Source organism: Clostridium sp. chh4-2 (genome assembly GCF_002899675.1).
Classification (GTDB): domain Bacteria; phylum Bacillota; class Clostridia; order Lachnospirales; family Lachnospiraceae; genus CHH4-2.
On sequence record NZ_PKUU01000025.1, the window covers coordinates 95,447 to 112,554 of the forward strand.

The 17,108-nt window shown below is 45.5% G+C and carries 14 protein-coding genes and 1 rRNA gene; 11 read left to right on the forward strand and 4 right to left on the reverse strand.

Annotation, left to right across the window (positions count from 1 at the left end; all coding sequences use genetic code 11):
• Nucleotides 1–57: 57 nt before the first annotated feature.
• The gene (gene kduI / locus C0033_RS21865) at nucleotides 58–900 is read left to right on the forward strand and encodes a 5-dehydro-4-deoxy-D-glucuronate isomerase (protein ID WP_103230046.1); all 843 of its coding nucleotides are present in this window, start codon (nucleotides 58–60) and stop codon (nucleotides 898–900) included.
• A 436-nt stretch (nucleotides 901–1,336) separates the two neighbouring features.
• On the opposite strand, the gene C0033_RS21870 is transcribed toward kduI, so the two are convergent.
• The gene (locus C0033_RS21870) at nucleotides 1,337–1,921 is read right to left on the reverse strand and encodes a LysE family transporter (protein WP_103230047.1); all 585 of its coding nucleotides are present in this window, start codon (nucleotides 1,919–1,921) and stop codon (nucleotides 1,337–1,339) included.
• A gap of 108 nt (nucleotides 1,922–2,029) precedes the next feature.
• Here C0033_RS21870 and C0033_RS21875 point away from each other — a divergent pair, with 108 nt between their 5' ends.
• The 3 genes from C0033_RS21875 (at nucleotide 2,030) to C0033_RS21885 (ending at nucleotide 5,417) form a co-directional block, all read left to right on the forward strand.
• Nucleotides 2,030–2,923 (forward strand): LysR family transcriptional regulator, encoded by an 894-nt coding sequence (locus tag C0033_RS21875; RefSeq protein WP_103230048.1) that lies wholly within the window; start codon nucleotides 2,030–2,032, stop codon nucleotides 2,921–2,923.
• A 281-nt stretch (nucleotides 2,924–3,204) separates the two neighbouring features.
• Nucleotides 3,205–3,882 (forward strand): response regulator transcription factor, encoded by a 678-nt coding sequence (locus C0033_RS21880; protein ID WP_103230049.1) that lies wholly within the window; start codon nucleotides 3,205–3,207, stop codon nucleotides 3,880–3,882.
• The gene (locus C0033_RS21885; RefSeq protein WP_103230050.1) at nucleotides 3,879–5,417 is read left to right on the forward strand and encodes a HAMP domain-containing sensor histidine kinase; all 1,539 of its coding nucleotides are present in this window, start codon (nucleotides 3,879–3,881) and stop codon (nucleotides 5,415–5,417) included. Before C0033_RS21880 ends, C0033_RS21885 begins: the two co-directional genes overlap by 4 nt.
• 129 nt (nucleotides 5,418–5,546) lie before the next feature.
• On the opposite strand, the gene C0033_RS21890 is transcribed toward C0033_RS21885, so the two are convergent.
• Nucleotides 5,547–6,383: an AraC family transcriptional regulator gene (locus C0033_RS21890; protein ID WP_103230051.1), complete on the reverse strand. Its 837-nt coding sequence runs from the start codon at nucleotides 6,381–6,383 to the stop codon at nucleotides 5,547–5,549.
• Nucleotides 6,384–6,638: 255 nt separating this feature from the next.
• Between C0033_RS21890 and C0033_RS21895 the strand changes: the two genes are divergently transcribed.
• The 4 genes from C0033_RS21895 to C0033_RS21910 all read left to right on the forward strand — a co-directional run bounded on the left by C0033_RS21895 (nucleotide 6,639) and on the right by C0033_RS21910 (nucleotide 11,188).
• Nucleotides 6,639–7,511, forward strand: coding sequence for a sugar ABC transporter permease (locus tag C0033_RS21895; protein WP_180994850.1), 873 nt, complete (start codon nucleotides 6,639–6,641; stop codon nucleotides 7,509–7,511).
• Between the two features lie 62 nt (nucleotides 7,512–7,573).
• Nucleotides 7,574–8,401, forward strand: a complete 828-nt coding sequence (locus C0033_RS21900; protein ID WP_103230053.1) for a carbohydrate ABC transporter permease — start codon at nucleotides 7,574–7,576, stop codon at nucleotides 8,399–8,401.
• 35 nt (nucleotides 8,402–8,436) lie between these two features.
• Entirely contained in the window at nucleotides 8,437–9,846 is a 1,410-nt protein-coding gene (locus C0033_RS21905) for a sugar ABC transporter substrate-binding protein (protein ID WP_103230054.1), read from the forward strand.
• A 40-nt stretch (nucleotides 9,847–9,886) separates the two neighbouring features.
• The gene (locus tag C0033_RS21910; RefSeq protein ID WP_103230055.1) at nucleotides 9,887–11,188 is read left to right on the forward strand and encodes an alpha-glucosidase/alpha-galactosidase; all 1,302 of its coding nucleotides are present in this window, start codon (nucleotides 9,887–9,889) and stop codon (nucleotides 11,186–11,188) included.
• 102 nt (nucleotides 11,189–11,290) lie between these two features.
• Here the strand turns inward: C0033_RS21910 and C0033_RS21915 are convergent, their stop codons facing one another.
• Nucleotides 11,291–12,268, reverse strand: coding sequence for a WYL domain-containing protein (locus C0033_RS21915; protein ID WP_180994851.1), 978 nt, complete (start codon nucleotides 12,266–12,268; stop codon nucleotides 11,291–11,293).
• Nucleotides 12,268–13,512: a WYL domain-containing protein gene (locus tag C0033_RS21920; RefSeq protein WP_103230057.1), complete on the reverse strand. Its 1,245-nt coding sequence runs from the start codon at nucleotides 13,510–13,512 to the stop codon at nucleotides 12,268–12,270. The genes C0033_RS21915 and C0033_RS21920 overlap by 1 nt, the downstream gene beginning before the upstream one ends.
• A gap of 148 nt (nucleotides 13,513–13,660) precedes the next feature.
• Between C0033_RS21920 and C0033_RS21925 the strand changes: the two genes are divergently transcribed.
• The 3 genes from C0033_RS21925 to C0033_RS21935 form a co-directional block, all read left to right on the forward strand.
• Nucleotides 13,661–14,893, forward strand: a complete 1,233-nt coding sequence (locus C0033_RS21925) for an RtcB family protein (RefSeq protein ID WP_103230058.1) — start codon at nucleotides 13,661–13,663, stop codon at nucleotides 14,891–14,893.
• 485 nt (nucleotides 14,894–15,378) lie between these two features.
• Nucleotides 15,379–16,473: a slipin family protein gene (locus tag C0033_RS21930; RefSeq protein ID WP_103230059.1), complete on the forward strand. Its 1,095-nt coding sequence runs from the start codon at nucleotides 15,379–15,381 to the stop codon at nucleotides 16,471–16,473.
• A gap of 571 nt (nucleotides 16,474–17,044) precedes the next feature.
• Nucleotides 17,045–17,108 (forward strand): 16S ribosomal RNA (locus tag C0033_RS21935); the annotation flags it as partial.

Below are 17,108 nucleotides of genomic sequence, written 5' to 3' on the forward strand. Positions count from 1 at the left end.
AGATGTAAAGTGTATACAAGTACATAATAAGACATAAATTTAAGGAGGATGTTTACAATGGATATTCGTTATTCTTGCAACCAGAGAGACTTTAAACGTTATACAACACAGGAGACAAGGGATGAGTTCCTGATTGAGAACTTATATGTTCCCAACGAAGTGGTAGCCGTATATTCTCACGTTGACCGTATGGTAACATTGGGATGTATGCCTACGACAGAGACTGTTTCCATTGATAAAGGAATCGATATCTGGGCTAATTTTGGTACAAGCTATTTCCTTGAGAGACGTGAAATCGGTATTTTCAACATCGGCGGATCAGGTGTGATCAAAGCTGACGGCGTTGAATACAAGATGGGATATAAAGACTGCTTATACATCACAAAGGGAACAAAAGAAGTTCTGTTCTCCAGCGATGACGCTTCCAACCCTTCAAAATTCTATATGGTAAGCGCACCTGCCCACAAGGCATGCAAGACCACATTTATTCCGATCGAAGACGCAGCTAAGAAACCTCTTGGCGCTATGGAAACATCCAACAAGCGTGTGATCAACCAGTTCATCCATCCGGATGTTCTTGAAACATGCCAGTTATCCATGGGTATGACTGTTTTAGATCCGGGCAGCGTTTGGAACACCATGCCGGCTCATACACATGAGAGACGTATGGAAGTTTATATGTATTTCGAAGTTCCGGAAAACAACGTAGTATTTCATATGATGGGCGAAGGAAATGAAACAAGACATATCGTAATGCAGAATGAGCAGGCAGTTATCAGCCCATCCTGGAGCATCCATGCAGGAGCAGGTACCAGCAACTATACCTTTATCTGGGCTATGGGCGGCGAGAACCAGGCATTCGACGATATGGACACCATTCCAACAACTGAATTAAGATAATAGAATTGAATCGATTGCCAATCCTGCGGCCGGCGAAAGCCGGGCGCGGGGATTGGCAATTTTTATTTAGTTAACTAAGGTACGCCGGAAAGAAGGGGAACCCCAGGCAGGCGGCGGAAGGAATATGATAAATGGGGATTCGGGATTCGCCCCTAAGATGTACTAAGACCCGCAAAGACAAAAAGAGACAGGGCAGCGCCCATTCGCAGTGAACTCCTGATGACTTCACTGCTCAGGGGGCGCTTTAGAAACTGACCTGGAAATCAGTTTCTACCTGTCTCTTTTTGTCTCTGCAGATCTAAGTACAACTAAGGGGTTCCATACGATCCCCATTTATCATATTCCTTCCGCCGCCTGCCTGGGGTTCCCCTTCTTTCCGGCTGTTGCTTGGCTAGCCGAGGATAAATAAGATTTGTTGGATTAGAAATCAAGTTTTTTATATCACCAGCTTGATTCCATACCAAATCAGAATAATCCCCATAGCCCAGTTGAAAAGCTTCCGGTGCTTTCCGATGCCGGACTGAAGTGCATTTCCCGCCATAGCCCAGGTAAGTGTACCCAGGATGCCGACGGCTGTATTCAAAAAGGCAGAAGCCGCGAGAGACGGAACGGAACGGGAAAACGGCAGCACATAGCATGTATAAATAGTGACCGCATAGAGTATAATTTTCACATTCATAAACTGCAGCAAAAACCCGTTCCAAAAAGAACTTTTTCCGCCGCTTTCCGTGTTATCCTGCCGGCTTAAAACGATGTGTACGGCCAGCCAAATCAGATATGCCGCCCCTATGTATTTCATGAACGAAGTAAAAGCGGGCAGAACTCCTGCCATACCAAAACAGCCGGCGGCGCAGATGACCATCACGCATGTAAAGCCGGAAGCGATCCCAAGTATCATGGGTTTTCCGCGTTTCCATCCGTAAGAGGTCATGGTGTTGAGCGCCAGAATGTTATTGGGCCCGGGGGTGAATGCGGTTATCATAGCATAGGGCAGATAAGAAATTAAAATAGTAGTCAGCACTTGTTATCATCCTCCTTTTGGAATATAATACAATCAAAATAATATTAAAACAAATTGAAATAATTATAAAAATAATTTGATTTTATTGAAGTAAAGAGAGGCGCAGGAATGGATTTAAAATATCTGAACACATTTAAACATATCGTGGTTTATGGAAGCTTTTCCAAGGCCGCCGAGATGTTAAACTATACCCAGTCCACCATCACATTTCAGATGCAGCAGCTGGAACAGGAGCTGTCCGCTCAGCTCTTTGAAAAGATTGGCCGCAGAATGGTTTTGACAAAAGCGGGAGAAAGCTTGATCCCCTATGTGGATGAGGTGCTGGCTTCTGTGGACAGGATGCAGAATTTTGGAACAGCATCGGACGGACTGCGGGGAGACCTGCGGATTGCGGTTGGAGAGTCCTTTTTGTGCTATAAGCTTCCGCCCATTTTAAAACAGTTTCACGAAGCCGCCCCCAATGCCAGGCTGTTCCTGCGTTCCACCAACTGTTATGAGATCAGAAGGGAACTGATGGAAGGAACCATTGACCTGGGACTTTTCTATCGGGAGATCGGAGGGCTGGAACAGTCGATCCGCACCTATCCGTTCGGCGAATATTCCCTGGCCTTAGTGGCCTCCGCCGATACGAAGCGGAGATACCCGGATTTCATCACACCCGGCCAGCAGATGAATGTGCCGTTTATCATCGATGAGCCGGACTGCATTTTCCGTCAGATGTTTGAATCCTATCTGAGAGAAAAGGAGATTGTGCTGGATCATACCATTGAACTGTGGAGCATTCCCACCATAAAAAATCTGGTAAAAAATGATATGGGCGTGTCCTACCTGCCGGAATTTACGGTGAAAGAGGAGTTGGAGAACGGGGAACTGGAAGAGATACAGACGGAGCTGAAACACAGGACGATCACCGGAGTATGCGGTCATCATAAGAATAAATGGATCAGTCCGCTCATGGAACTGTTCATCAGTCTGCTGACCGATAACATGTCTGAAAGCTGATCCGATCACTTGAAAGGCCCGCTTTACGGCCAACGTTACTGTTCACGGCCAACTGTGAAATCTCTGTGAAAACGTAGAAAACTGTTTTTTTATCTGCTACAATATTAGAAAGTATGTAACTGTTCAGTAGGTCTGCGCATTTACTGCGCTGACCGTAATAAAATGCGGGAAAGCAGGCAAAAATCCCATCGCCGCAGGCGATTTTGCATGGATTTTTGCTCGTAATTGTGAGGGTACTGAACAATTACGAAAGAATTAGATAGTAATGTTAGGAGGGCAATATGGATCAGTTGAAGGTATTGGTTGTGGACGATGAATCGAGAATGCGGAAGCTGGTAAAAGATTTTCTTACAGTAAAAGGATTTCAGGTGATAGAAGCCTCTGACGGAGAGGAAGCGGTGGACGTTTTCTTTGATCAGAAAGATATCGCCTTAATTATATTAGACGTGATGATGCCCAAGATGGACGGATGGGAGGTTTGCAAGACCATCCGCAAATATTCCCAAGTGCCGATCATCATGCTGACGGCCAGAGGAGAAGAGCGGGATGAGCTTCAAGGCTTCGATCTGGGAGTGGACGAATATATCTCAAAACCGTTCAGCCCCAAGATTCTGGTTGCCAGAGTGGAAGCGATTTTAAGGCGGAGCAGCTCCAGTTTAAGCGATGCGGTGGATATCGGAGGAATCCGTGTGGATAAGGCGGCTCATCAGGTGACCATAGACGGTAAAGAAATCGAACTGAGCTATAAAGAATTTGAACTTCTGTGCTATTTCATCGAAAATCAGGGCATCGCTTTATCCAGGGAAAAGATACTGAATAATGTGTGGAATTACGATTATTTCGGAGATGCCAGAACCATCGATACCCATGTGAAGAAATTGAGAAGCAAGATGGGTGAGAAGGGAGATTACATCAAAACCGTATGGGGCATGGGGTATAAATTCGAGGTGAGTGAATGAAACAATCCATTAGAACCAGATTTACCCTGATTTTTGTAGGGCTGTCCGCATTATCTCTGGTGGCGATCTGGTGTGTGAATAACCTGTGTCTGGAAAGCTTTTATATGATGGATAAGCTCCGGGTTCTGGAGCGGGTCTATGAAAGATTTGACCAGCTGGTTCTGGACAAGGCCGGAGATGGAAAAACCTTGATTCAAGACTTTGAAGAAAGCGAAAATTCAAATAAAGAAACGTTGGGAGATGTGGCATTTCTGCTCAGAATGGTGGCGGAGCAATACAACATTTCCATCGTGGTTTCCGACAGCGTGACGGGAGAGACGATTCTGCCTTCTGCAAGAGAGGGAGCTTTTCTGGCCGATAAAGCCCAGCGGTACATTCTGGGATATGATTTGCCAAAGACCGAGGTGCTGCGAAGGGCGGAGAATTTTACGATTCAGAAGGCATATGACAGCAGGTCGAAAGCATTTTACCTGGAGAGCTGGGGGTATTTTTCCGACAACAGGACAACTTTTATCATGTCCACTCCCTTAGCCAGCATCAGGGAGAGCGTGGCCGTTTCCAACCGCTTTTTGGCCTATGTGGGATCGCTTGCCATGATTTTAAGCTGTATCGTCGTCTATCTGACCACCAGAAAAGTGACCTCTCCGATTCTCAAGCTGGCTTCCCTTTCGGAAAAAATGTCCAATCTGGATTTTGAGGCCAAATATGAGGGCAATGCCCAGGATGAGATCGGGGTGCTGGGAACCAGCATGAACCGGCTGTCCGATAAACTGAAGGACACCATCGGTGAATTGAAATCCGCCAACTTAGAGCTGCAAAAGGACATTGAGGAGAAGATTCAGATCGATGAGATGCGCAAAGAGTTCATTGCTAATGTGTCCCATGAACTGAAAACCCCCATCGCGCTGATCCAGGGATATGCGGAAGGCCTGACGGAAGGCATGTGTGAAGATAAAGAAAGCCGCGACTACTACTGTGAAGTGATCATGGACGAGGCCAATAAGATGAACAAGATGGTCCGCCAGCTGCTGACCTTAACAGCTCTGGAGTTTGGTAATGATACGGCGGTGATGGAACGGTTCGATTTGACGGAACTGATCCGGGGCGTGCTTTCCTCCGCCGGAATCCTGATTCAGAATAAGCAGGCCGCAGTGGAGTTTCAGGCGGATGAGCCGGTTTATGTGTGGGCCGACGAGTTTAAGATCGAAGAAGTGGTCACCAATTATTTAAACAATGCGCTGAACCATCTGGATGGGGAGAAGAAGATCACCATCAGGATGGAAGAGAATAACGGAGAGGTCCGCGTTTCCGTCCGCAATACGGGACAACCCATACCGGAAGCGGATTTGCCTAATATCTGGACAAAGTTTTATAAAGTGGATAAGGCCAGAACGAGGGAATACGGCGGAAGCGGGATCGGTCTGTCCATCGTAAAAGCCATAATGGATTCCCATCACAAAGAGTGCGGTGTCCGCAATATGGAAGACGGAGTGGAGTTCTGGTTCACTTTGGATACGAGTAATGATATGTGTTAAACAGTAAGAAAGAAATAAATAAGAGAAAATCCCCTGGCGGGAACGATCAGATGTGAGGCAGAACCGAATAGCCTTCTGAACCTGATCATTCCCGCCGGGGGATTTTTTCTTTTGCGCATACAACCTGAATCAAGATTTCGCCGCGCCGTTTTTCCTGTATTCACTTGGAGAGACATGAGTCAGCTTTTTAAATACTTTTGAAAAGTATAAAGGATCGTCGTAACCAACCGAATAGGCGATCAGACTGATCGGGCTGGTGGGAAGATCGCGGATCATCTTGCAGGCTTCACGGATGCGCAGCTGCGTCAGATATTTGATGGGAGGAAGGGAAAATGCCTCCATAAACAGGCGGTACAGATGATTGCTGCTCACTTCCGCATATTCGGCCACATCCTCGATAGTCATCCGTGAATTGCTGAAACAATTGTCAAAATAAGCGACCGCCCGGTCTAAATGGATATTTCTCACAGCCTGAGGCTGTTCCTTTTTTGAATATTTGATTAATAGCGCAAACAGGTTGTTCAGATGTCCCAGCATGGAAAAATAATCGACCATGGACATGCCATAGCAGTTAGCCAGGGAGATGATCGCATCGGGAACATTGGGATCTTCTATGTGCATTATATGATTCTTCTTGGAAAAATCCGTGTATTTTAATATCCCCGGTATATCCAGGCCGCTGAACCCCACCCAGCAGTATTTCCAGGGATTTTTGATATCGGCTCCGTAATAGATCACTTCATTGGGATATCCCAGAAACAGATCGCCGGCCTTCAGCTGATACTGGTTCTTACTCACATGGTACCAGCCGGTGCCGGAAATGACATAGTGCATCAGGTAATAGGTACGGATTCCCGGCCCCCAGATATGATTCGGTTCCGTTTGGGAAATCCCTCCGGTATTGATAACGATCCCGTTCATGTTGGCATGAGGGAAATTAAAAAATTTTTTAAACGGTTCCTCCATGGAAAACTCCTTTCTAAAGCAGGTCTTAAACAAAATCTATCACAATCTCTGGTGAAATGCAAGAAAATTCCATATAATGAAAGTTTAATATATTGCGGAAGCAAGCGAAAAAATCTAAGATATATTATATAAAATACATAAAAAAAGAGATAAAAACCGACAAAAAAAGTAAAAATAGATAAAAATATATTGGATCAGCCTGCAATTAAATCAGATGCAGTGTATTTTTTTATGCAAAAAAAGGAGGAAATGTACATGAAGAAACAACCTTTCTGGCGAAATATCAAAGTGGTGCCCTATCTTTACATCATGCCGAACATGATATTGTTTTTAGTTTTCATGATCATCCCCATCTTCATGAATTTTTACTACAGCCTTACGAAATGGAAGGGGATCGGAAAGCCTCAGTTCATTGGATTTGAAAATTATACCTGGCTGTTTTCCAACGATGTATTTTGGAAATCCGTCTGGAACACTGTCTATTACGCGGTGGCAACAGTTCCTTTAGTCATGGTTCTGGCCTTGTTTTTGGCAATACTGCTCAACACACAGCTTCCCTTTAAAGGAGTATTCCGCTCGGCGATCTATGTGCCGGCCGTCGTATCCACCGTTGTGGTCGGCGTAGTCTTTATGTGGCTGTTTCAGGATCAGCTGGGCCTTATCAACTATCTGCTGAACCTGATGGGCTTTCAGTCGATTAAATGGGGAAACGATCCCAAATTCGCCATGATCATGATTATCGTCGGCACCATCTGGCAGAGAACCGGATACAACATGGTGATCTATCTGGCAGGGCTTCAGGGAATCTCCCAGGACTATTTCGAAGCCGCCACGGTGGACGGGGCAAATTCCTGGCAGAAGTTCCGGTACATCACCTTTCCGCTTCTGAAAACCACCCATGTATTTGTGCTGGTAACCTGCATAATACACAGCTTCCGTTCCTTTGACCTGGTGTACACCATGACGCAGGGCGGACCTCTTAATTCCACGAAAACCCTTGTCATGTACATATACGAGATGGGCTTCACCAAGAACTATTATGGACGGGCCGCAGCCGCGGGCATGGTTTTATTCGGAGCTATGTTTGTGCTGACCGCAATTCGTTTAATGAACAATAAAGAATCATAAGAGGCTGACCGGATATTTGGACCGCCGTATTCAGCGGCGAAATGCTTCGGAAAGGAAAAGAAATGAAGAGAAAAGCAATACTGATCAAGATCGTCATTTTTCTGTTTGTGCTGGGCGTGACAATTATCACCTTATTCCCTTTTTACTGGATGTTCATCACAGCCGTAAAACCTTTGAACGAGGTATTTGCCTTCCCGCCTAAATTATGGCCTTCCGAGTTTGTATTCAGCAATTTTGCAAAATCACTGAAGGTGGCGGATTTCAATACTTATTTCAAAAACAGTTTTATTGTCACAACGCTGGCAACTTTAATCACAATCGGAATCAACCTTTTGGCCGGCTTTGCATTTGCAAAATATGAATTTAAGGGGAAGAATTTCTGCTTTTTAATCGTGCTGAGCACTCTGATGATTCCCTTACAGGTCACCATGATCCCCAACTTCATCATAGCGTCCAAAATCGGGATCAGAGATACCTATATCGGCCTGTTTTTACCTCCATGCGCAGAGGCCTTCGGGCTTTTCATGTCAAGACAGTTTATGGAAGAGATTCCCAATGAACTTTTAGAGGCAGGCAGAATCGACGGCGCCACCGAATTCGGAATCTTTTCCAGGATCGTGGTTCCAAACGTAAAACCATTAATCAGCGTGCTGGCAATTTTTACCGTGATGTGGCGGTGGAATGACCTTCAATGGCCGCTTATTATGGTTTCCAGTTCCAAATTATACACCGTTCAGCTGGGCTTAGCCTTCCTAAACGGTTCCCAGCATGTAAACTGGAACGATATGATGAGCGCATCCCTGATCTCCATCTGCCCTGTGGTAATTATATTCCTGCTTTTCCAGAAACAATTTGTGCAGGGAATGGCATCCAGCGGTATCAAAGGTTAAATGAAATAATAAAAGAAAGTAGAGGAGGAAATAACATGAAAAAAAGAGGAAAAAAACTGACTGCACTGATGATGGGTCTGTTCATGGCCATGTCCTTGGCCGCATGCGGATCATCCGGCCAGGAAGCAGGAACAAAGGCGCCCGAACAGCAGACCACCAAGGCTGAGGCAGGCCAGACAGAAGCCCCTCAGACCGGCGCAGCCCAAACCGAAGCGGGCCAAAGCGGAGAACTCACCGCAGAAGAAGGGGCGGAAATCGAAGTCGCATATTGGGAGGGCTCGGAATCCGATAAAGCGGCATGGGATTGGGCGCTGGAAAATCTTCAGAAAGACCATCCTGAGATTAAGATCACGGCCCAGACCTATCCGTCTTCCAAATACCGCGACATGCTGGATACCAGAGTTGCGGGAAATGACTGGCCGGACGTAATGCGGTACACCTACCAGCGCCTCGGAAAATTCAAAGAAACGGATACCATGCTGGATCTGTCCCCATACATTTCGAAAGAAAACCTGGACGATCTCGTTCCCGCCTACAAAACGGCATGTGAATATGACGGAAAATTAGTTGCAATGCCTCATCATACGGATGTAATGGCCGTTTATTACAATAAGCGCATGTTTGAGGAATCAGGAATCAAAGTTCCACAGTCCATAGACGAATCCTGGAGCTGGGACGAGATAACCGACATTGCCAGAACCTTGAAAAAGGATCACAACCTGGATTATGCCTTTGCCGGAATCTGGGAAAAGACATCCGGATACCGCTATCTTCCATTTGTCTACATGAACGGCGGCGCCATTTTAAATGAGGACCAGACGGAAGTTACTATGGACACACCGGAAGTATTGGAAGCGATCCAGCTTTATGAAACATGGAGAAAAGAGGACTTAATCAACAACAACGCGTTCACCGGCGAAACAGTTGCCAACCAGCTGTTCGTGGCAGAGCAGCTTGCATTTACATTTTCAGGAAGCTGGCACTGTTCTTATATGAAAGAAAATATGCCTGATCCGGAAAACTGGGGCGTTACCTATATGCCGCAGAAAAACGGTAAAACAGGATCAGATATGGGCGGCAACGGTTTATTCGCCTATGCCGGAACAAAATATCCGAAAGCAGCTGCAATTGTAATCGAATATCTCACAGACGCAGAACACATGAAAGGCTTTTGTGAAGCCGGCAATTTCATCCCCGTCAGAAAGAGCCTTATGGAAGAAGGCCTGACATTCAGCGAATTTCAGAATGAAATGAATCTTTTCCTGGAGATTGCGGGAACCGTTGATCCTAAAATGGGAGCGGATGAGACTTCCGTGCCGTTCCAGAACCTGAATATGGCATTTTGCGAGGCCATGGACCCGATGATTGTAGACGGAAGCAAGACCGCCGAAGAAGTGGTACAAACCTGCCAGGAGACAATGACGGAAATTCTGCAGGATTATTAATAAATGACTCAAAACTATGAGACAGGAGGCTTATAAAGCGATGGCAACCAAGATTACATTTTTAGGAGCGGGCAGTTCCGTATTTGTGAGAAATGTGTTGGGGGACTGCATGCTTCACCCTGATATGGGAGACCTGGAATTTGCGTTATACGACATAGACCCGGTAAGAGACCAGGACAGCTATGCCATGCTCCAGGCGATCAACAACAAATTCAGACAAGGCAAGGTAGTTATCAAAAAGTATGTGGGCTTAACTGAACTGCCGGAAGCATTGACAGGTGCCGATTTTGTGATCAATGCGATTCAAGTGGGCGGCTACGAGCCATGCACGGTGACCGATTTTGAAATTCCGAAAAAATACGGCCTGCGCCAGACCATAGCGGATACATTAGGCGTGGGCGGCGTGTTCCGGGCATTGAGGACCATTCCGGTGATGCAGACATTTGCCGATTATATCGGAAAATACTGCCCCAACGCCATTTTCCTGAATTATACCAATCCCATGGGAATCCTGACCGGCTATATGCTCCGGTATACGGATGTGAATCTGGTGGGATTATGCCACAGCGTACAGGTTGCCGTTCCCAAACTGATGGCAGGCGTGGGCATGGACTATGATGATACGATTCAGTGGAAAATAGCCGGAATTAACCACATGGCCTGGGTTTTAGAGATAACAAAAGGAGGAAAAGACCTTTATCCCGAGATCAAGCGCAGGTCTCTGGAACAGGGCGCCCCAGCCGAAGACCGTGTGCGCCACGAGATCATGCACAAGTTCGGCTACTATGTGACTGAATCCAGCGAACACAATGCCGAATACATGCCCTATTTCATCAAGGACAAATATCCCGAACTGATTGACCGGTTCAACATTCCGCTGGACGAATATCCCCGCCGCTGCATCCGCCACATCGATGAATGGGCGGAAATGAGAGAAAAGCTGATCAATTCCCACGAACAGTCCAAGGAATACGCAGCATACATTATGGAATCCGTGCTTACCAACAAAGCCTTCAAATTCGGCGGAAATGTAATCAATAACGGTTTGATTTCCAACCTGCCGCCGGAAGCCTGTGTGGAAGTTCCCTGCATCTCCGATGCATCCGGCATCACCCCATGCTATGTGGGCAGACTGCCGGAACAGCTGGCCGCATTGAACCGGACCAACTTAAATGTCCAGCTTCTCACAATCGAAGCGGCAAGGACCCTGAAAAAAGAGACCGTTTACCATGCCGTAATGCTGGACCCCCATACATCGGCCGAGCTGACTATGGATGAGATTATCAGCATGTGCGACGAGATGTTCGAAGCGCATAAAGATTGGATGCCTCAGTATAAATAATGAGTTTTTACATCGAAAATGCATAAAAGAGGAACCGGCGGCAGCCCCATCGCTGCCGCCGGTTCCTCTTTCACGCTGATCATCTCCGGCTTAATTAACTATTTAGTTCCGGGAAAGCAGTCTCGCCTGCTTTCGCACCCTCATCTTAATCTGTTCCAAAAACCCTTCCGGCCCCAACACCTTTATCACCGGTCCAAAAGATAGAATCTGAATTAAAAGCTCAGTTTCCATACTCTGATTATAGTAGATGGAACAACGGTATTTTCCTGTGGCCTCCATTTTTTCAATCCGCTTTTCATAGCAGGCAAAATGCAGCATAGCCCGTTCCAGCCCATTGCGTTCCTCGGAAATCTCCAAAACCACAGGATCTTCACAATAAGATTTTTCAATATACCGGTCAATATCCACTTCATCCTTTACGAAAAATCCCGTTTCCTTTACGGAAAACATCCGGCCGATATTTAACGTTTCCAGTCTCCAATCCCTTCCCGCCCGTTTAAACAGCGCAAAACAGCGGAATTTATCATCCTTTGCAGAATATTCAATCCTGCAGGGCAGATAAGTCCGTTCCGACAGCTTGCCCTTGCCGGAATAATAGGCGATTTTCAGCGTCTGCTTTTCTTTAATCCCCTTTACAATCGTCTGGAAATGCCTGCGGTAAGCATCCGATCCTGTCATATCCCCGTCGGAATACTGGTCAAAATAGAGAAAATCTTCATTTCTAAACAGAGGCTCCACATCTCTGAGATAGTCCGACAGGATGCGAAGCTGGCAGTCCGTCAAAAACAGGGTGATCCTCGGGTCAAAGAGCAGGGATTTCAGCCAGGATTTTTGAAGCAGGGTCAGAGGCAGCACCTGCAGGTTATCAATTTTAGAAAGATACCCTTCGTCCGTTTTAACCAGAAGGTCCCAATCCCCGCCGGTCAAACGGGGCACAATGGAGACTGCGCTTTCTCCATACCCATAAGTATCCGCCAGCCGGTTCATCTCCTTTACGCTGACCGGTTCCAGCGCCCCCTTCTTTAAAATACGGTCCACAACCTGATAATAACAGTTATAGATTTCTGAGAACAATTCCATTAAAAATCCTCCTCCCCCAGATACAGGCTGATCATCCGCTCCATATCCCTTCGCCAAATGGCCTCCACCTGCTTGTTGGAACATTCAAAAGAGAGGATGCGACCGGTAAATGTCTTAACCCAGGGCAGCAGCTCATTGGCATCCCATACCCGGACTTCATAAAGGTAAGCTCCGGGACCTGTTCTGGTTATGGTTCCATGTCTTCCTTCCCGTTCCAGCCTGTTTAATATGTATTGTTCCGTCTCTTCATTAATCTTTAAAGTGAGCTTCACCTCTTCCGGATTCCGCTTGCTGCCGAAGGATACGCCCCAGCAAAAACTGAGATTCCTCAGCAAACCTTCCATATGCCTGGAAAATTCAGGTTCGGCTTCGCCCACAGATACGGATTGGATGGTATCCAGCCGGTAGGCGTGAAAGCGGCAGGAACGTCGGTTCCTGAGACAGACATACCGCCTTCCTGTCTGAGTGCTGACCAATATTTTAAGAGGCGTGCCTATTGCCTCGGAAACATTTCCCCGTTTGCTGCCTCTTATGGTCAGGGATACAACCTTCTGCTCTTTAATCGCGGTGAGAAGAGGCAGAAGAATTTCATCTTCCAGCGTGTGCACCAGATAATCGTGCTTCATGCGAAACAGATCGTTATCCGTCTGCTGGTTATCCAGAATGGTGCTTCCCACGAACCCAAACGGCGAGATTCCCTGATAAAAACGAACCGCATTTAAAAGGTCAGGCAGTTCCTCAGGTATTTCTTCCTCCACACTGGGATTCACCCCGTATAGATTCTGCTTCCCTTCCTTATAGAGAGTGAAAAGCCCGCTCTTTTCATATTCCACCAGCTTTTTTCTAACCGTCTGAGAATCAAACAGAACCTGATAATTGATCTGAATTTCATCTGTAATCTCATCCACGCTTCTCAGTTCCCCGTCCTGAAGCAAATCCAGAATGAAAAAATGAAGCATAATATCATTGGAAGTAAAACTTTTTGATTTCCAGACCGAATACAGCGGATTGACCGAGATGCGGCTGCTGTCAATGGTGATAGCCACCGATTTTTTTCGCTCCGAATTATAGTCGCTTTGTATGTAATCGGAAAACCAGCTTTCGATCCGCCTCCGCTCATTGTCATAGGTGCGGGCGCTTTTATTCTGATAGTCTTCCCTCGTTTTAAAGCCATAGATATAGAAATCGCGGACATAAGTCCTTATCTTATCAAACCGTTTCACCAATTCACTGAATTCCGACATATTCCCGCCTCCCTGAACTGCTATTTAAAATCATTATACTGGTTATTAATGGAAGTTCGCAACTTTTTTTAAATGATACTTCATAAGATTCCTGATACGATAAAGGCACAACAAAACAACACGGAATAATAAAGAGAGGAAGAAAGAGATGTTCGTAATTTATAATGAAAAAACAAATAAGCCAATTAAAGTCTGGCTGGAATCAGCAGGACAGATAGAAGAAAGCTGTTTGGAACAGGCTTACCATTTATCGAATCTTCCGTTTATACATAAATGGGCCTGTCTCATGCCTGATACCCATACCGGAAAAGGAATGCCCATCGGCGGCGTGATCGCAGCGGAAGGCGTTATTATCCCCAATGCGGTAGGCGTGGATATCGGATGCGGAATGAATTTTGTATCCATTGATATAAAAGTGGAAGAGATGCGCGGGATCATGACCGGAAACGGAACACTGATCCAGTCCATAGTAGGAGATATTTTAAGAAATATTCCCGTAGGCTTTAATTCCTATAAAACAAAGCAGGAATCCCAGGTTTTGAACCGCGCCATGGAGAACCGTGAAATTTATGAGAAAAATCCACATTTGTTTCCCTTAATTGAAGACGCTTATTACCAGGTCGGCACTCTGGGCGGAGGAAATCATTTTATTGAACTTCAAGAGGACCAGGACGGATTTCTCGGAATCATGATCCATTCGGGAAGCCGCCATTTTGGAAAGGAAATCTGTGATGAGTACCACAACAGAGCGAGAGCGTTAAACACCATGTGGCACAGCAAAGTGCCGGATGAATACCGTCTGGCATTTCTCCCGGTTGAATCCGAAGAGGGGCGTGAATACATTGACTGGATGAACCTGGCTCTGGAATACGCCTTTGAAAACAGGGAGCGCATGACGAAAAAGGTAATCGCCATAACATCAGCGCAGATTGAGAAACATATGGGCCTGAAGATGAACTGCGGAAAAGAGATCAACTGCCACCACAATTATGCGGCTCTGGAAAACCATTATGACAAAAATGTCTGGGTTCACAGAAAAGGCGCCACCAGAGCCAGAAATGGCGAGCTGGCTGTAATACCGGGCGCTATGGGTTCCTACAGCTACGTGGTTATGGGAAAAGGAAATCCAGAAAGCTTTTGCTCCTCCTCCCACGGCGCCGGAAGAGCTTATTCCAGAAAGGGAGCTATGGCCGCATTTTCCTGCGAACAGGTTATGACAGATTTAAAGCAGCAGGGAGTCGTGCTTGGAAAATATAATAAATCCGATGTGGCGGAAGAAAGCCGCTTTGCATACAAGGATATCGAGTCGGTCATGGACAGCCAGACCGATCTGGTAGTCCCCATAAAACGGTTAAAAACCGTAGGGGTTATAAAAGGATAATTAACTACTGTATCTTGGCATATATGCCGGATGGTGCCGGCTGCGCTGCAGTTTGGTATGCCGTAGTAATTATGATAAATGCTATGTGGGATAGCAGAAATGATTTGTCGCAGGTTCGAATCCTGCCGGCTAACGCCGTAACTCAGTGGGTAGAGCAATCATAAAACACCTGTCAAGTGTTTAGAAGAATGAACTTCTTCTCAAATGTGCAAGTGATACCGGATTGTATCGGCCGTTTCGCAAACGGTAAAAAGGCCAGCGCCGCTTTACCGTTACGAAAATGGCAGCAGGGAAAATGCCCTGAAGCCCGATGGCTACCGCAGCTTGAAAAAAGTCCCCATGTCCCGGAACTTGTTTCGGGAAGCCGGTTCTTTTCGATTCTGCCTAAATCAGACTCCGCATATTTCTTGTGATGCAAACCGGAATCACAAGCTTCAAATTATTAAAAAAGTTAAGCTGCCAAAGGCAGAAGAACGGAGGTAATCATGAAATATATAATCAATCAAACGCAGTGTGGTTTCTTGTTAAAAGACGGCAGCTATGTAAAAATGCTGTCCAACGGAAAACACAATTACATAAAATCATTGGGCTATGAAGTGATCGTCGAAGAGATGAACGGACCGGTGAAATTTTCCAAGATTCCAAAAGCAGTTTTGCTTCAGGACCCTGAATTCTCTAAACAGGTTCTGCATATCCAAATTCCCGACGGTTTCCTTGGGCTCTTATATCTAAACGGCAACCTGAACGGAGTTTTAACCGAAAAAGAATATCTTTTCTGGAACGTATGGGAAAAATACGAATACCGCCTGTTGGATATGAGGGAAACGGTTATGGACAAAGAGGTGACAAAACAGTATTTGTCCTACATACCGCTTAAATATTACAAAAAAATAGAAATCCAGCCAGGTGAAACCGGCCTGCTATATCTGGATAACCAGTATACCGACGAACTGACCAGCGGCACTCACTACTACTGGCTCTATTCAAAAGACGTTTTATGCCGGATTGTGGACTTGAAAACAAAAGAACTGGATATTACCGGACAGGAGATATTGACAGCCGACAGAATCGGAATCCGTATTAATCTGATCTGTACCTACCGGATTGCCAACCCAAGAAAAATGGTGGATACCATAAAAGGACTGGAAAACCAGCTGTATTCCTGCGCTCAGTTAATCATCCGGGAATATATAGGCCGCTACCGCCTGGACGAACTGCTTGAGCAGAAAGAAGAGATATCAGGCTACATCTATCAGAGGTTAAAAGAAGAGCAGGACCGCAACTGCGTAGAATTCCTTTCCGCCGGAATCAAAGACATCATCCTTCCGGGCGAAATCAGGGAGATCTTAAACACGGTGCTGATCGCAGAGAAAAAAGCGCAGGCCAATGTGATCACCAGAAGAGAAGAGGTGGCATCCACCCGTTCCCTTCTCAACACAGCCAAACTGATGGATGAGAATAAAACCCTCTACAAATTAAAAGAAATGGAATGTTTGGAGAGAATCTGCACCCAAGTTGGAAATATCAATGTGGCCGGCAGCGGAACTTTGCTGGAGCAGTTGAACAATTTAATGGGTTAAAAAGCAGCGCAAAAGAAGTGCCGCATATAAAAAACATCTTGCGATTGACATCACCCAACAAAAAACGCTATATCTGTTCCGGTCTTTCTTGTATAGAAGAAAGACTGCGTATACAAGATATAGCGTTTTTTGCAGGCCAAATCAAAGGGGAAGCGGAAAATGTAAAATGAAAGGAAAAAAACTTAGAAAAATATGTAAAAACCTGTTGACTTTTGATGAATGGTTTGATATTATAATATTCGCCTTACGAAATGAGGCAAAAACAAAGAAACTTTGTAAAAAAGTTTTGAATAAAATAAAAAAAGTTGTTGACAAGCACTTGAACATGTGATAAGATAATCGAGTTGCTGTTGAAGACAACAACACAGAATGAACCTTGATAATTAAAGATTGAACAGTATGTAAAACCCTGAAAATTCTAATAAAACAGGTCATGTTTGATGGCCTTGAATGAGAAGTTCAGAACAATACAGAGATGTATACGAACCAAACAAAAACAGTAAAGAGAGTTGAAAAACACTCTCCGGATTTAAAATTAGCTAACGTTAATTTTGAATCAAGATCAAAACTTTAACATGAGAGTTTGATCCTGGCTCAGGATGAACGCTGGCGGCGTGCTTAACACATGCAAGTCG

What these genes read in the sequence shown, in the direction of transcription:
- C0033_RS21905 (WP_103230054.1), top strand. Translation starts at nt 8,437, where the DNA reads ATGAAAAAAAGAGGAAAAAAACTGACTGCACTGATGATGGGTCTGTTC.
- C0033_RS21930 (WP_103230059.1), top strand. Translation starts at nt 15,379, where the DNA reads ATGAAATATATAATCAATCAAACGCAGTGTGGTTTCTTGTTAAAAGAC.
- C0033_RS21925 (WP_103230058.1), top strand. Translation starts at nt 13,661, where the DNA reads ATGTTCGTAATTTATAATGAAAAAACAAATAAGCCAATTAAAGTCTGG.
- C0033_RS21890 (WP_103230051.1), bottom strand. Translation starts at nt 6,383, where the DNA reads ATGGAGGAACCGTTTAAAAAATTTTTTAATTTCCCTCATGCCAACATG.
- C0033_RS21875 (WP_103230048.1), top strand. Translation starts at nt 2,030, where the DNA reads ATGGATTTAAAATATCTGAACACATTTAAACATATCGTGGTTTATGGA.
- C0033_RS21915 (WP_180994851.1), bottom strand. Translation starts at nt 12,268, where the DNA reads ATGGAATTGTTCTCAGAAATCTATAACTGTTATTATCAGGTTGTGGAC.
- kduI (WP_103230046.1), top strand. Translation starts at nt 58, where the DNA reads ATGGATATTCGTTATTCTTGCAACCAGAGAGACTTTAAACGTTATACA.
- C0033_RS21920 (WP_103230057.1), bottom strand. Translation starts at nt 13,512, where the DNA reads ATGTCGGAATTCAGTGAATTGGTGAAACGGTTTGATAAGATAAGGACT.
- C0033_RS21880 (WP_103230049.1), top strand. Translation starts at nt 3,205, where the DNA reads ATGGATCAGTTGAAGGTATTGGTTGTGGACGATGAATCGAGAATGCGG.
- C0033_RS21885 (WP_103230050.1), top strand. Translation starts at nt 3,879, where the DNA reads ATGAAACAATCCATTAGAACCAGATTTACCCTGATTTTTGTAGGGCTG.
- C0033_RS21895 (WP_180994850.1), top strand. Translation starts at nt 6,639, where the DNA reads ATGAAGAAACAACCTTTCTGGCGAAATATCAAAGTGGTGCCCTATCTT.
- C0033_RS21910 (WP_103230055.1), top strand. Translation starts at nt 9,887, where the DNA reads ATGGCAACCAAGATTACATTTTTAGGAGCGGGCAGTTCCGTATTTGTG.
- C0033_RS21900 (WP_103230053.1), top strand. Translation starts at nt 7,574, where the DNA reads ATGAAGAGAAAAGCAATACTGATCAAGATCGTCATTTTTCTGTTTGTG.